The sequence below is a fragment of the Paenibacillus sp. FSL L8-0436 genome (assembly GCF_038593025.1).
Classification (GTDB): Bacteria; Bacillota; Bacilli; order Paenibacillales; family Paenibacillaceae; genus Paenibacillus_AQ.
On record NZ_CP151955.1, the window covers coordinates 5,697,676 to 5,712,651 of the forward strand.

The window sequence follows — 14,976 nt, forward strand, 5'->3', positions numbered from 1 at the left end:
TCAAACGGTAAAAGTTGCGGTTATTGTCTTTTGGCTGCTGCAGCAGCCTTGCGCTTCTGCCGGGCCTCTACAAAATAACGGACCCGCACGAGCAGCATAAGTCCTACAGCCACCAGCAGGCACTGAATGATCGGCAGTTTGTCATGCTGAAAAATCAGCAGCATGCCTGAGCCAAGTGCCATCATCAGATAGAGCACGATTTCTTTACCAATGGGGAGCTTCTGATTCACGCGGAATACACGGTTATACACATAAGTCAGCAATATAAAAATGACAATATAGGCCACAATAGGATGCTCCGCAAACCATCTCTGCACAGCTCACCACTCCTCCCAAGGTATGTATCGCTTACATTATATCATCCCCGGGAGCTTTAATCCGCAAATAATCCCTGCAATTTAAAAGATCGCCTCACAAGTGGAAACGGCTTCGCCGTCCTCAAAAGGACGGTATCCGTTTCAGCGAGAAATAGAAAGATAATTTATAGTGTGAAGCAATAAATTCTTATATTTAAACAAATACAAGCCGCCGGAGTTGAATCCGGCGGCTTGTTCTATATCAGCTTAGGCCTGGCTGGCTTGTGCCGATTTACGCTGCTTTTCTACACGTTCACGCTCGCCCTTGTTCAGGATCTTCTTACGAAGACGAACAGATTTCGGGGTGATTTCACAATATTCGTCATCGTTCAGATACTCAAGCGCACCTTCCAGAGAGAACATCCGTGGGGTCTTCATTTTTACCGTTTCATCCTTCGTAGCGGAACGCACGTTGGTAAGTGCTTTTTCCTTACAGATGTTAACGATAATATCGTTATCACGGGTATGCTCACCGACGATCATACCTTCGTAGATTTCTGTTCCTGGCTCAAGGAATAGAATACCGCGGTCTTCTACGCCCATCATACCGTAGAACGTTGTACTTCCGGTCTCACTGGACACCAGCACGCCCTGATGACGTCCGCCAACCTGGCCGCCGATCAGTGGAGCATAGCTGTCAAAGGCATGGTTCATTACACCATAGCCGCGTGTCAGCGTCAGGAAGTGTGTATTGTAGCCAATCAGGCCGCGTGCAGGAATCAGGAATTCCAGACGAACTTGACCAGTACCGTGGTTAATCATGTTGACCATTTCGGCTTTGCGGCTGCCCAGGCTCTCCATTACGGCGCCCATGCTTTCTTCCGGAACGTCAATCATCAGACGTTCAAGCGGCTCCATCTTGGCTCCGTCGATTTCTTTGACGATAACCTCAGGCTTGGAAACCTGCATTTCATAACCTTCACGGCGCATATTCTCGATCAGGATACCGAGGTGAAGCTCACCGCGTCCGGATACGATAAAGGCGTCAGGAGAATCCGTTTCATCCACACGCAAGCTGACATCTGTTTCGAGCTCTTTGAACAGACGCTCGCGCAGCTTACGGGAAGTTACCCATTTGCCTTCTTTACCGGCAAACGGACTGTTGTTCACGAGGAACGTCATTTGCATCGTAGGCTCATCGATCTTCAGAACCGGAAGAGCTTCAGGATGCTGCGGATCGGCAATCGTCTCACCGATGTTGATATCCTTGATGCCTGCGATAGCAACGATGTCACCTGCGCCCGCTTCTTCGGTCTCTACGCGCTTGAGGCCCTGGAAGCCGAACAGCTTCTCGATCCGTGCCGTCTTGCTCTTACCGTCACGCATAATAACAGTTACGGATTGGCCTTGCTTAATAACACCGCGGTTTACACGTCCGATGGCAATACGGCCAAGGTATTCATTGTAATCCATCAGCGTAACAAGGAACTGCAGAGGTTCTTCAACTTTTTCAGTCGGAGCCGGGATATGCTCAACAATGGTTTCATACAAAGCAAGCATGTTGTCATCCTGTTTCTCAGTATCCATGCTCGATGTGCCGTTTAGTGCGGATGCATAAACTACCGGGAATTCCAGCTGATCGTCACTGGCTTCAAGCTCAATGAACAGATCCAGCACTTCATCAATAACTTCCTTCGGACGTGCAGCCGGACGGTCAATCTTGTTCACTACAACGATTGGTGTCAGGTGCTGTTCCAGCGCTTTGCGCAGAACGAACTTCGTTTGCGGCATGCAGCCTTCATAGGCGTCAACAACAAGCAGTACACCATCAACCATCTTCATGATCCGTTCCACTTCGCCGCCGAAGTCAGCATGGCCCGGGGTATCTACAATGTTGATCAAGAACTCTTTATAGGTAATTGCTGTATTTTTGGCTAGGATGGTGATTCCGCGTTCCCGCTCCAGGTCGTTCGAGTCCATGGCACGTTCTTGCAGGTGCTCATGCGCGCTAAAAATTCCTGATTGCTGCAAAAGCTGATCGACAAGTGTTGTTTTACCATGGTCAACGTGGGCAATGATCGCAATGTTGCGAATATCTTTTCTTGAATGCATGATTTGTATCCAAATCCTCTCATTTATCAAATTAAAAATGTTTAAATTTATAGCATGTCACGGCAGTCTCACAAAAGAAGCGCCTGGCAGAAAGCCGACGCTCCAACATTCCTTAATATTATAGTGAAAGCACTATGAAAAGCAAGTCTTTTTCTGAAAAAACGATTTCCAACTTCGTTTAATTTTTCTAATTTCGAGTCAGACCCTTTTTCCCTTGAGAAGATCCGCAAATTTCACAGCTGCCGGTTCACTCACCAGCCCCCGTTCCACTTCTTGCGGCTTCCCGGTTTTCCGCGCCCGGCCATCAGCCAAATCCCGGCAGCAATCAGTACCGCACCTAACAAATACAACGCTCCTGTGCCCAGCAGACTGAAGATAAACAGCACCAGACTCAGTGCTCCCAGTATGACAGACGTAGTCATCAGACCGCCGGTCCGCGCCGGAGAATACAGCGAATATTCATAAAGCCCGACAGCGATGCCGAACAGCAGCAGCGGCCACAGATGAGTCATAAGCCCCCAGCCCCAGGTATTGCATAACCCGAGCAGCAATCCATATACAGTCAATATTCCGGCCGGAATCAACACAGTTGCCGAAGCGCGGCGGCTGAAGAAAAGCACATGCAGGAACAGGCCTGGAACCAGTATCACGAGTGGCCATAAGGCCCGCCCGAGAAACCCGAACACCCCCAGCTTTCCGAATAGAATCACAATGCCGGCGGCGGCAATAAAAATACCCAGTTTCATGTCGTTTTTGGAAGACATCAATCACCCATCCCTTCAAATTCACGTCTATTCCTTGCCTCGTCACTTCGAAAGTTCATTCCTGCGACAGGATTCCCTTTATATTTTATCTGAAAAATAAATAAAACACCATCATTCTTCATATTTTAGGAGATGACAAGTGGAAACGGCTTCACGGTCCTCAAAAGGACGGTATCCGTTTCAGCGAGAAATAGAAGGATAATTTATAGCGTGAAGCATATAAATCCTTATATTTTGAAAAAGCTGCTCAGTCTAAAGAGGCTGCACCCCAGCTTATCCAGCTTTTGGCACAGCCTCTAGTATTGCCGCTTCTTAACCTGCGGATACGGTCCTCCGCTTAATCATGCCGGACAGGACAACGATAACACCAAGTGCAAGCGGCAAAATGGAGTGTAAAGACGGCAGCATAAAGGAGAGCACCGCGCCAAACTTGGCATCCTGCAGCAGCATTTCTCCAGCAGTATGGGCGAGTATGTAGGCGCCGATGAAGACAAGTACAGGAAACCGGTGCAGCCAGCCGACGATAATACCGCTTCCCCAGACGACGATCGGAATACTTAAAGCGATCCCGATGACGATCAGGGCTAAATCGCCCTTGGCCACTCCTGCAATTGCCAGCACATTGTCGAGACTCATGATGAAGTCCGCCAACAGAATGGTACGGATGGACCTCCACACGGTAGTGCTTTCCTCCACCCTTACCTCCTCTTCTTCCTCCAGCAGCAGCTTGAAGGCAATCCATAGCAGCAGAATGCCTCCGCCTGCTTCAATATAAGGGATTTTCAGCAACAGCACTGCTGCAAACGTCAGCACACACCGCAGAATGACAGCGCCCGCAGCCCCCCACCAGACAGCAGTTTTGCGGTGCTTCTCCGGGAGATTTTTGCTGGCCATCGCTATGACCATCGCGTTATCTCCGCTCAGCACAAGATTGATCATCAATATTTCCCCAAGCAGCAACAAGGAATCCATTAGCGTTTACCTCCCCGGACTACATGTAATTACATGTATGTGGAATCGCGAAAAGCTATGCTTCCTGTCCAACTTTTTTCCCGGCTGATGCATGTCCGGCCCCTTTTTAGCGTATACAAAACTATACCTGTCTAATGCTCTGACCAACAAACTATGGGAGTGACCCGGCTTGAATACAACCGTTACCGATTTTATATTGCCCTTGCTGAATATCGTCTTTCTCGATTTGATTCTGGCGGGGGACAACGCTATTGTCATCGGGCTTGCTGCACGAAATTTACCGGCAGACACCCAGAAAAAGGCTATTCTGCTTGGAACGGGCGGAGCCGTTGTGCTGCGGATCATCGCTACCATACTGGTTGTCTGGCTGCTGAAAGTCCCTTGGCTGCTGCTGTTCGGTGGTCTGCTGCTGATTCTGATTGCATACAAGCTGCTCAGCGGGGAAAATAACGATGCGGATATCAAGGCCGGAGGCACACTGTGGGCAGCTGTGCGGACAATTATTGTTGCCGACGCGGCTATGGGTCTGGACAATGTCATCGCCATTGCCGGAGCAGCCAATCACAATATCACGCTGGTTGTGGTAGGACTGCTTATCAGTGTCCCCATTGTGGTCTGGGGCAGCACGCTTTTTATTAAGCTGATTAACCGGTATCCCTGGATTATTTACATCGGTTCCGCAGTGCTGGGGTACACCGCCTCCACCATGATTAGCGGTGAACAGAAGCTCCAGCCTTTTTTTGAGCAGCACCCGCTGCTCCATGTTCTCTTCATCATCCTTGTGATTGCAGGCATACTGGCTGCAGGGCACTGGAAACGGCGGCTGGAGCACAAAAAGATCCCACATAGCGGGACCTCGGGCTAAGACATACCGTTTCATCAACAAAAAAAGGGGGGGCCGAAGTCCGTCAACGGTTTCGGGCCCCCCTGCTATTGTGTTAGAACCACTCTTCCTGCAGCCCGGCTTGCGCCGGAACTACATCGCGTGGTTTCTCATCCCCGTAAGGCGTAATGGAAATCGTCTCTGTCCCCTCGACAGCTGCATCCAGCCGTGCGGCATATCCGGGCAACGTCGCTTCAATCTTGTCCACAATCCGCAGATTCGGGTTGGTCGTAGGCGATTTTGGCACAAATAACGTGCAGCAATCCTCGTAAGGCAGGATAGATAAATCATAAGTGCCGATCATTTGGGAAAGCTCGACAATCTCGCTTTTGTCCATCATGACCAGCGGCCGCAGCAGCGGCAGCGTTGTAGCGCGTCCGATGACATTCATGCTGGACAACGTCTGGCTGGCCACCTGCCCCAGACTCTCCCCGGTAACCAGCGCAAGCGCCCCTTCCCGTTCAGCCAGCCGGGTGGTAATCTTCAGCATCGCCCGCCTCATCAGCGTAATAATCAGGTTATCCTGGCCAATTCCCGTAAAAGCGGTCTGCACCTCCGTAAACGGAACGAGATGCAGCTTAATTACCCCGGCATAACGCGACAGCACCCGCGCAAGATCCACGACCTTCTGGCGGGCAAGCTCGCTCGTATAAGGATAACTGTAGAAGTGGACACACTCCACTTCCAAACCGCGGCGCATCGAAGACCAGCCTGCCACGGGACTATCAATACCGCCGGACAGGAGGAGCATAGCCTTTCCGTTGGTTCCCAGCGGAAACCCTCCGACCCCGGGGATATTCTCACAGAAAATATAAGTATGCCCCTCGCGGATTTCGATCTTGAGCTCCATCTGCGGTGATTTCACATCCACGATCAGGCCGGGATAGCCTTGCAGCAGCGGAGTCGAGATCAGCTTATTCATCTCGATGGAGCCATGAGGGAACTCTTTCCATACCCGGCGCGCGTTGACCTTAAAGGTAGTACCCGGGGCTGGAGCGATAATCTCCAGGAAAGTCCGGCTGGCGGACAGGATATCGTCAAACTCCGATAAAGAGACTTTGACCGGACTAATAGAGGCGATGCCGAAGACATTCTTCAGCGACGCCGCCAACTCGCCGGCCGGCTCACCGTTCAACTGCACATAAATCCGTCCGAATTCCTTGCTCAGCACCACTTGGGGATAAGGCTTGACCATTTCCTTCACATGGCGCAGCACCGTCTTCTCGAACCGGGCCCGGTTCTTGCCCTTCAGTGTAAATTCCCCGTACCTCAGTATAAGCATATCTGCATATTCAATACTGCTTCCGCCGCTTATGGCAATTCCAGTTTCCTGCTCTTTCATCGGTTATCTCATGCCTCCTTCAACAATCTTCAAAGCCTGTACAGCCTTAAGCAGTGCCTGCTCCAGCAGGGCAATATCAGCTTCCGTATGGCTGTCGCCAAGGCTAATGCGGATTCCGCCAAGTGCCGTAGAAACATCCCTGCCCATGGACAGCAGAATCCGGCTCGGCTCGGCCAGCCGCGAAGAGCAGGCCGAACGGGTGGATACGACCATCCCCAGTTCCTCCAGCTTGCGGGCCAGCACCTCCCCCTTCATGCCGGGATAAGAGAAATGGACAATATGCGGAGCTCCGTCCTCCCTGCTGTTGATCTTCAATTCCGGGATGCCGGCCACAAACTTCAACAGCCGGTTGCGCAGCGGAATCATCACATGGTTAAACTGATCCCTCCGCTCGCCGCACATGCGGACGGCTTTGGCGGAAGCCACAACCGCCGGCACATTTTCCGTACCGGCACGGAGTCCGTTCTCCTGGGAGCCGCCAGTCAGCAACGGAAATAGTGTAACCCCTTCTCTTACATACAGCAGCCCCACCCCGCGCGGACCGCGGATTTTGTGGGGGGACAAGCTGTACAGGTCAGCCTGCCACTCACCCATTCTTGGCTCAAACCCGCTGTAGCCCTGCACTCCGTCCACATGAAACAGGGTCCGGTGGTTGGCAGCCTTCACCAGCCGTCCGATCTCCAGCAGCGGCTGTACTGTTCCAACCTCATTATTGACATGCATCACGCTGACAAGTACAGTATCCCGGCGCACCGCAGCGGCAATACGGGAGGGCTCAACCATTCCCGAGCTATCCGGTGCTACAAAGGTGACCTCCCAGCCCATGTTTTGCAGCTGCAGGCAGCTCTCATAGACCGAAGGATGCTCTATTTCCGTAGTCACGATATGGCGTCCCCTGCTCTGATACTGCAGAGCTGCGCCTTTTACCGCGAGGTTGTTGCTTTCGGTAGCACCAGAGGTGAACAGAATCTCCTGCGGCTTCACTCCGAGCGCGGCTGCGCAGACTTCCCTTGAACGTTTGATAAGCCGGTCCGCTTCCGTACCTGCACGGTGCAGCGACGAGGGATTGGCATAATGCTGCTTCATAATCTGCTCCATCGTCTGCACTACTTCTTCATAAGGGGGTGCGGCAGCGGCATAATCCCAGTACAGCATATATCGGGTCTCTCCTTTGCTTCTGTGCTGATAAGCTCATGCGCGAGAATATAGAATAACTGATCCGGCTGAACTTATAAAGTCTAGGTGCCTGTACTTTCTTATATCCGGAAAAAAGGATCAAACGGGTCCCGCCACCAGAGTGGTCCAGACGACACCATTTGATCCTTTTTATTATACCGCGTATTCAGCGCGGGCGCGTTCTATTTTGAGAATATAGGCCTGGGTTTCCTTCGGAAGCTGGGTAAGCTTCTCCATCAGCTCCTGGTCACTGTTGACTCCGAGCTTATTTACCCGTCCGGGACCAGCATTATAAGCGGCCAGTGCCATCTTCTCCTGCCCGTCAAAACGCTTCAGCTGATACGATAAATAACGTACCCCGCCGTCAATGCTCTGAGCCGGATCGAAGGGATCAGAAACGCCGAGTCCATTCGCCGTGCCATCCATCAGCTGCATCAATCCCTTCGCTCCCGCCGAAGAAACGACATTCGGGTTGAACGAGGATTCCGTATCGATTACTGCCTTGATCAAGTCTACCGGTACACCGTACTTCGTACTGGCCGTCTGAATCAGCTCTTCATAATCGGTAGGCCTGGTTTCCGTTATTTCCCCGGAAATTGCGTTATAAGAAGCGTTTGTCCCTCCAAGCTGCTGCCACAGCAGACCGCTTAGAGAGGAGCTGTCGCCAAGGGAATTCAGTGCAGTGGCGCTGTCCTTATCCTCCGGCTGCAACGTCCGCTCCTGCAGCAAAGCGGAAAACTCCGCTGACGTTGAACCCGATACTTCACTGGAATTTTTCCCTGTTTCACTTTTGAGGCTTGAACTTCTTAAGTTCACCCATCTTAGTTGCCCAACTCCGCTCCCTGAAGCCGGATTGATCGCCATATTGCACTTTCCTTTCCCTCTGCTGATCCTCTATATAAAATTCCTAACCTTAAAGAAACTCAATTTAAATTTAAAATACGACTTTATTTTACAGTCGAATCATAATAATTGCTATATGCTGACATGAAAAAACAGACTTCAGACCCTCATAGTTAGGTCTAAAAGCCTGTTTTGAATTCATTGCTTCTGGTTTCTTCTTACGTTAGCGGGCAAATGGTATCATGACAAAATAGCTGAGTGTGGATACAATCCCCAGTCCCATTGCCCATGCGCCGGTAGTTTTTTGCCCTTTGGCGTAAGCATAGTACCCAAGTATGGCAGCTACGGGACCAAGAATGACCGACCAGATGAACAAGGAGGCAATCCCGAACCCCAGCCCGACCCTCCCCATACTTTTACTGCCGGTCTCTGTCTCACTGTGCTCCTTAGTCTCGGCTGTTTTGCCGCCTGTGCTGTGAATGTGTGCCGGAAGCGGGCTTACCTCCGAGGCATATTCTTCATTGTGGGTCCGGTCCCGCCGGGGATAATCCACTCTACGCGGACGCAGGATGATTTTTTTCCTTTCGGACGGGTCAAGTTTGGATTTATCACTGTGTTTGTCCATTTTCAGGCCTCCTAGTTGTTAGGCTTGAAGGTCAGACAGCAGGTCGCGGACGAAGTTCCGGCATGATCATGATGATTGTTAGCCATCAGCTCTTCGGCATATTCTTCCTTGAACCCGCTGCCTGCATGCTTGTCGATTTCAATAACGATCTCCTCGGCCCGGCATAAGTTCTGTTCACCCCAATAATGACAGTTGCTCACACTGCATCTTACAAGCGGTTTTGCGGTTGTCATGTGATCACCTCAGGAATCATTATGTCCGTGGAATTTCATCTCTATGCGGTAGACGAGGTGCCAGTCCCCTCCACAAAACCCACAATAAAACTGTGTCCCAAGGCTTGTGCCGGAAGCTTAATCAATCAAGTGGAAACGGCTTCGCCGTCCTTTTTAAGGACGGTACCGTTTCAGCGAGAAATAGAAGGATGAATTTATCGTGTGAAACATATAAATGCTTATATTTACAAAAAAAAGACCGCTCCGCCATGTGTACATGACAGAAACGATCTTGAATTTCGTGAAATATGACATAAGATGTTAAACCTGGTTTTGCATACGCTTTTCAGTTAAATAATCATTCTCATAATAATTGAGGTCATCGCGCAGCTCTTCATAAACTTTGGTAATCTCCATAATAATATCACGGGCCGGGCGAACAGGCTTTTTGCGGAAACGGATGGCATCCTGGCCTGTGTAAGCGTAACGGCCGTCCTCGGAGTAACTCTCATTTTTTGGATAAAAGAAATTGTTGACTCCATAATGATATACATTATATAGCGCTTTTTGCGCGAATGCTTCGTCAAATGTGGCGCGGCGCAGGGCAACTCCCAGCTTCTCATAAGACATTTCCGAGAATACCAGCAGGTGGCGGAGATCTGACAGGAAACCTTGATAAAAAGCTACCGTTTCTTCATCTTCTTCGGTTACTAGCTGAGGCAGGGCATGGTTGTTGAGGAATAATTCCATTTTACCGATCACGGATTTAAGTTTTTCTCTCGTCGTTTCACACAATTTCTGCACATTGGCTGCTGACATGGCGAGTGCTCCCCCTTATTAGTCCTTGCTTCTTGTAGTCATTTTCAACTTCTGGTAGTCATTCTACAATAGGTATTGCTTATTTCCCTGTAACTTAATTATTCCTATTACTCTTTTTGATATTAACATAAAACCTTGGGACGCGGTATCCTTTTCTGTGATGCATAAAACGGGCGCTCTCTTCTAAACCTATAACTATTACGATGCCATGAAGGAGCGGAAAATATGTCCCGTAAAAATTTAACCGTCGCCGGTTTAGTCACCGCTGCGTTCACGGTAGTTCTACTGACGTTTGCGTTGCGGCCTGAAGGAGACGGAAAGCTGAAACAAGCAGCCGTGCCTAATCCCTCACAGGAAAAAACATTCAAGAAAACTTCCCTGGTTCAGGATGTTAAGGCTACAGACCGGCTGAACCGGACCGACGTCGGTAAACACCTAAGAACAATGCTTGCTGATACGCATGGTGCAGCCCCCCGAGATATTTCAGCATATGCCAAACGTCTGCAGCAAGGACACGGGCATATCACCATGCTCATCTGGATCGATTTCGTTACCCAGCAAACGCACACCTTCAAATCCTCACTGCCGGAGGGCAACGATCAGGAGAACAAACAGCTGCTGAAGTACCTGAATACGGCAAAATCAGCGATCAGAGGTCATCAATCCTATGAATCCCCTTCCTTCATCATCGGTCAGAAGAAATATTATTTCATGGCTCAGCGTGATCAGGATAGAAAAATTGGCGTCATTGCCCTGATTAATCAGAAGATCCTTGACCGTGTCGCCGATCATCAGCTCAAAAATTTGCGGCTGATCCCTTATCCGAAGGAAGGTAAGTACCGGGTGGAATCGGTTCATGCTGATACGCTGAAGGATATCACAGTCAAGACCGGCCATGATAATGAGAACGCCAGCCATTTCTACGAGAATGAAATCGTCGTACGCTTTAAGAACGGTCATCTCACTGCAGGACAGATCCAGACTATAACTGCGGACATCCGCTGCAAGGAGCCGCGCAAATTGGGATATGCCTATATTTTCCGTTCGGATAAAATGAACTATGCTGAGCTTAAAACCTACTTCACCTCTAAATGGCAGCCTGAATATACAGAGCCTCACTATATGTATTTAACCAATGAGACCGCAGTCGAAAATACAGGAGCCAGTGTAATTACACCTAATGATCTGCTGTTCTCTACCTACCAATGGAATTTGCCGGCTATTGAAACAGAGCAAGGCTGGAATTTGTCCAAGGGCAGCAAGGAAGTGGTTGTGGCTGTGGTCGATACCGGCGTACAGGCAAGCCATCCGGATCTGCAGGGCCAGCTTCTGGCGGGATATAACGCGGTCGCAAAAGGTTCGACACCGGATGACGATGTGGGGCATGGAACCCATGTAGCCGGCATTATCGGCGCAGTGATCAACAACGAGGAGGGAGTGGCCGGCATCAGCTGGTACAACAAAATCCTTCCAGTCAAAGCGCTGGACAACTCCGGCGCAGGCACCACGTATTCCGTCGCTGAAGGTATTATTTGGGCAGCCGACAACGGAGCAAAGGTGATCAATCTCAGCCTCGGCAACTATGCCGATTCGCAGTTTCTGCATGATGCGATTAAGTATGCCTATGACCGCGATGTCGTTATCGTTTCCGCAGCGGGCAACGATAACACTGAACGTCCGGGATTTCCCGCTGCTTATGAGGAGGTTCTGGCGGTTGCCGCGACTAACGCTAATGGAGAAAAAGCCTCTTTCTCCAATTACGGGGATTACATCGATGTCACCGCACCCGGGGAAAGCATCGCCAGCACCTACCCCGACAACCAGTATGCAGCATTGTCCGGCACCTCTATGGCCAGCCCCCATGTAGCTGCACTCGCGGGACTTGTACGTTCGCTCAACCCGGCGCTGACCAATAAGGAGGTCATGGAACTGATGATCTCGAACGCCGTCGACCTCGGCGATACCGGCCATGATAAATATTATGGCTGGGGTCAGGTCGACATCTATAGAACACTCCGGGCAGCCGGAGGAAGTGTAGTTCCGCTGCAGCTATTCCCGCAGCATGTCGATCGTCAATTGAAATCCATGCAGCACAGTCTGGAGAACAGCAATTAACGGACAGAGCTGAGATGCTTGTCCAAGAGCTTCAGGAACAGCCGCAGCCCGCGCTCCATATCCGCTTCCTTCATCTGCGAATAACATAGCCGGATATGCCGGGAAGGGACCTCTCCGGAGTAGCAGACATCGCCCGGAAGGAAAGAGATGCCCTCCTGCTCTGCCAGCTCATGCAGCCTGCCGATGCCGCTGGCCGTAGAAAGCTGCAGCCACAAATTCAGCCCGCCCTCAGGCAGATTCCAGGACACTCCCTGAGGGGCATGCTGTTTCAGCAGCTTTGCCGCCTTCTCCATGCGTCCCCGCAACGCGGTTCGCAGTTGCTCTGCGTAAGTTTCATATTTGCGCGCGATGAACGGAAGCACCGCCTTCTGGGTCAGCAGCGGGCTCCCGAGGTCACTCGCCGATTTGGCGGCAATCAGCCGGGAGAGAATGTTGCCTCCGGCGGCAACGCAGGCAATTCTGCAACCTGGGGCAATGACTTTGCTGAAGCTTTTCATGTACACAACATGCCCTTCTGCATCCATCGATTTGATCGAAGGCGGAGGCGGCTTGCGGAAATACAGATCACTGAACGGATCATCCTCCACAATGAGACAGCGGTAGCTTCTGGCGAGTTCCAGCAGCCGCTGTCTTCTTGTGATGCTCATCGTGACGCCGCTCGGATTCTGGAACGTAGGATTGGTATAGATTAGCTTCGGCGGTCTCCGGTCGCATAGTTTAGTGAGCACATCCACTTTCATCCCTTCGTTGTCCATGGGCACAAAGATCATCTCCGCCCCCCGGCCGGCAAAAACATCTATAGCCCCCGTATAGCTGGGCGCTTCCAGATACACGGTATCCCCGGGGCCGACAAACGTCCGGGCCACCAGATCAATCCCCTGCTGGGTTCCGCTCGTGATCATTAAATCAGATGAGCGCAGATAGATTCCATGACCTTGCAGATGTCTGCACATCACTTCCCGCAGCTCCAGATCCCCCTGGAAATTGCCGTACGAAGCCATTAGCTCCGGCTGTTCGGTCACAAGCGTTGACATGGTCGCACCGATAGAATCCAGCGGAAGCAGATCACCATGAATCGCTGCCATATGAAAAGGATATTCCACCTTGGAATAATCAAAATTACGCCATAGCTGGGCCCGCGGCAAAAAGTCGTCATACCCGTCCTGCCACCCCGCTCCAGCATCCAGGGACATTCGCGCTCTCTCGGCTACAAAACAGCCCTTTCCCTGGCTGCAGGTGATATGCCCGTGACTTTCCAGTTCAGCATAAGCTTTGCTTACCGTTACCTGGCTTACCTTCAGGGAAGATGCCAGATTTCTCACGGAAGGGAGGCGGGCCCCCGACTGCAGCAATCCCGAAGTGATCCGCTGGGCCATCGTTTCGCTGATTTGCTGCGGCAGAGATTTACTTCCGCTGCGGAGTAAATCAATATGCATCTGCACTTCCCCCCACTGTTATATTCAACGCTTTACTGTTATACCGCTATGCCGTTATGATACAACAAAATTGTAAAGCGGGGAGCATTTTTATGAAGATCAATTACTCTACGATGACGGAACATCTGGGATCCTCGGCAGTTCGTGAGATTCTGAAGATTACCCAAGGCAAAGACATCATTTCTCTGGCAGGCGGGCTGCCCGCCGAAGACTTCTTCCCGGTGGAAGCTGTTCGTGAGGCTTACAGCCGCGCTCTTGCCGGGGAGACATCGGCTCTGCAATATGGTCTGACCGAAGGCTATATTCCGCTGCGTGAGCAGGTTGCGGCCAGGCTGACCCGTCAAGGTATCCCCACCGATATCTCGGAAATGCTCCTCACCACAGGCTCCCAGCAAGCCATCGACCTGCTGTGCAAAATACTGCTTGATCCCGGAGACGCTGTCCTCGTGGAAGCTCCAACTTATATGGCGGCCTTGCAGGTGATGAACTCCTACCGGGCGGACATTCACATTGTTCAGAGCGATGAATCCGGCATGCTGCCGGACCATCTGGAGGAGCAGCTTCGCACACACCGCCCCAAGCTGCTCTATGCCGTCCCTACCTTCAACAACCCCTCCGGGGCCACCTGGAGCAAGGAACGCCGCGAACAGGTGGTCTCCCTGTGCCGACGATATGGCGTGCTGATTCTTGAAGACAACCCTTACGGTGAAATTAAGTTCGACGACGCTGCTGCTGATGCTTATCCTCCATCACTGGCAGCGATCGACAGAAGCTGCGGCGAGGATTACTGTGTCGTCTACACGGGAACATTCTCCAAGATAGTCGCACCTGCCCTGCGTACCGGCTGGATTATCGGCCCGGCTGAGCTGATCCGGGTAGTTGCCAAAGCGAAGCAGGCAGCCGACCTGCATTCCAGCACCATAGACCAGCGTGCCCTCTATGAACTGCTTCGGGTCTTTGACCTTGAGGGACATATCCGTCTTATCTCCCGCGAATACCATTCACGGATGAAGCAGCTCTCAGCCGAGCTGTCGTCGCGCGGCTGGGAAGACGCAAAGTTCGAAGAACCACGAGGCGGGATGTTCCTGTGGCTGAAGCTGTCCACCGCTATTAACACTGCCGGGCTGCTTCCATTCGCCGTGGAGCAAGGTGTAGCCTTTGTACCCGGTGAAGTATTCTATTCCGCCAAGCCGGTGAAAAATGCAATGCGGCTGAACTTCACCCATACGCCGCCGGAGCTGGTTCCGCTCGCTGTAGGGCGGCTGGAAAAGGCCATCAGCCAGTATTCCCAGAGCCTGAAGACAACGCTCATGCCGACGCTGGAATAACAGACACCCCGCTGCGTTGCCTGTCAGATATTGTTGCTTCTGCTAGAACAGCC

14 protein-coding genes are annotated in these 14,976 nt (G+C 51.4%); 3 read left to right on the forward strand and 11 right to left on the reverse strand.

Features of this window, described 5'->3' with window-relative positions:
• Window positions 1-20 precede the first annotated feature (20 nt).
• The 4 genes from NSS79_RS26435 to NSS79_RS26450 form a co-directional block, all read right to left on the reverse strand.
• Window positions 21-317, reverse strand: a complete 297-nt coding sequence (locus NSS79_RS26435) for a YlaH-like family protein (RefSeq protein WP_038595398.1) — start codon at window positions 315-317, stop codon at window positions 21-23.
• A 246-nt stretch (window positions 318-563) separates the two neighbouring features.
• Complete coding sequence (gene typA, locus NSS79_RS26440; RefSeq protein WP_038595399.1) at window positions 564-2,408, reverse strand: translational GTPase TypA; 1,845 nt, start codon at window positions 2,406-2,408, stop codon at window positions 564-566.
• Window positions 2,409-2,659: 251 nt separating this feature from the next.
• Window positions 2,660-3,172 carry a hypothetical protein gene (locus NSS79_RS26445; RefSeq protein ID WP_038595400.1) on the reverse strand — a complete coding sequence of 171 codons (513 nt, stop codon included), beginning with the start codon at window positions 3,170-3,172 and terminating at the stop codon, window positions 2,660-2,662.
• Window positions 3,173-3,484: 312 nt separating this feature from the next.
• Window positions 3,485-4,144 carry a TerC family protein gene (locus NSS79_RS26450; protein WP_342436803.1) on the reverse strand — a complete coding sequence of 220 codons (660 nt, stop codon included), beginning with the start codon at window positions 4,142-4,144 and terminating at the stop codon, window positions 3,485-3,487.
• 169 nt (window positions 4,145-4,313) lie between these two features.
• Between NSS79_RS26450 and NSS79_RS26455 the strand changes: the two genes are divergently transcribed.
• Complete coding sequence (locus NSS79_RS26455) at window positions 4,314-5,009, forward strand: TerC family protein (protein WP_342436804.1); 696 nt, start codon at window positions 4,314-4,316, stop codon at window positions 5,007-5,009.
• A gap of 73 nt (window positions 5,010-5,082) precedes the next feature.
• On the opposite strand, the gene thiI is transcribed toward NSS79_RS26455, so the two are convergent.
• The 6 genes from thiI to NSS79_RS26485 form a co-directional block, all read right to left on the reverse strand.
• Window positions 5,083-6,369 (reverse strand): tRNA uracil 4-sulfurtransferase ThiI, encoded by a 1,287-nt coding sequence (gene thiI, locus NSS79_RS26460; RefSeq protein ID WP_342436805.1) that lies wholly within the window; start codon window positions 6,367-6,369, stop codon window positions 5,083-5,085.
• A gap of 3 nt (window positions 6,370-6,372) precedes the next feature.
• On the reverse strand, window positions 6,373-7,524 hold the full coding sequence (locus NSS79_RS26465) for a cysteine desulfurase family protein (protein ID WP_342436806.1): 1,152 nt from the start codon (window positions 7,522-7,524) through the stop codon (window positions 6,373-6,375).
• Window positions 7,525-7,698: 174 nt separating this feature from the next.
• Complete coding sequence (locus NSS79_RS26470) at window positions 7,699-8,409, reverse strand: lytic transglycosylase domain-containing protein (RefSeq protein ID WP_342436807.1); 711 nt, start codon at window positions 8,407-8,409, stop codon at window positions 7,699-7,701.
• A 202-nt stretch (window positions 8,410-8,611) separates the two neighbouring features.
• Window positions 8,612-9,013 (reverse strand): hypothetical protein, encoded by a 402-nt coding sequence (locus NSS79_RS26475; RefSeq protein ID WP_340896948.1) that lies wholly within the window; start codon window positions 9,011-9,013, stop codon window positions 8,612-8,614.
• Between the two features lie 11 nt (window positions 9,014-9,024).
• Window positions 9,025-9,246 (reverse strand): DUF1540 domain-containing protein, encoded by a 222-nt coding sequence (locus NSS79_RS26480; RefSeq protein WP_342436808.1) that lies wholly within the window; start codon window positions 9,244-9,246, stop codon window positions 9,025-9,027.
• A gap of 300 nt (window positions 9,247-9,546) precedes the next feature.
• Window positions 9,547-10,044 carry a YpuI family protein gene (locus NSS79_RS26485; RefSeq protein ID WP_038595408.1) on the reverse strand — a complete coding sequence of 166 codons (498 nt, stop codon included), beginning with the start codon at window positions 10,042-10,044 and terminating at the stop codon, window positions 9,547-9,549.
• A 225-nt stretch (window positions 10,045-10,269) separates the two neighbouring features.
• On the opposite strand from NSS79_RS26485, the gene NSS79_RS26490 reads away from it, so the two are divergent.
• Window positions 10,270-12,159, forward strand: a complete 1,890-nt coding sequence (locus tag NSS79_RS26490) for a S8 family peptidase (RefSeq protein ID WP_342436809.1) — start codon at window positions 10,270-10,272, stop codon at window positions 12,157-12,159.
• On the opposite strand, the gene NSS79_RS26495 is transcribed toward NSS79_RS26490, so the two are convergent.
• Window positions 12,156-13,595, reverse strand: coding sequence for a PLP-dependent aminotransferase family protein (locus NSS79_RS26495; RefSeq protein WP_342436810.1), 1,440 nt, complete (start codon window positions 13,593-13,595; stop codon window positions 12,156-12,158). The two genes, NSS79_RS26490 and NSS79_RS26495, sit on opposite strands and share 4 nt — an antisense overlap.
• Window positions 13,596-13,687: 92 nt before the next feature.
• Between NSS79_RS26495 and NSS79_RS26500 the strand changes: the two genes are divergently transcribed.
• Window positions 13,688-14,923 carry a PLP-dependent aminotransferase family protein gene (locus tag NSS79_RS26500; protein WP_342436811.1) on the forward strand — a complete coding sequence of 412 codons (1,236 nt, stop codon included), beginning with the start codon at window positions 13,688-13,690 and terminating at the stop codon, window positions 14,921-14,923.
• Window positions 14,924-14,976: the final 53 nt, after the last annotated feature.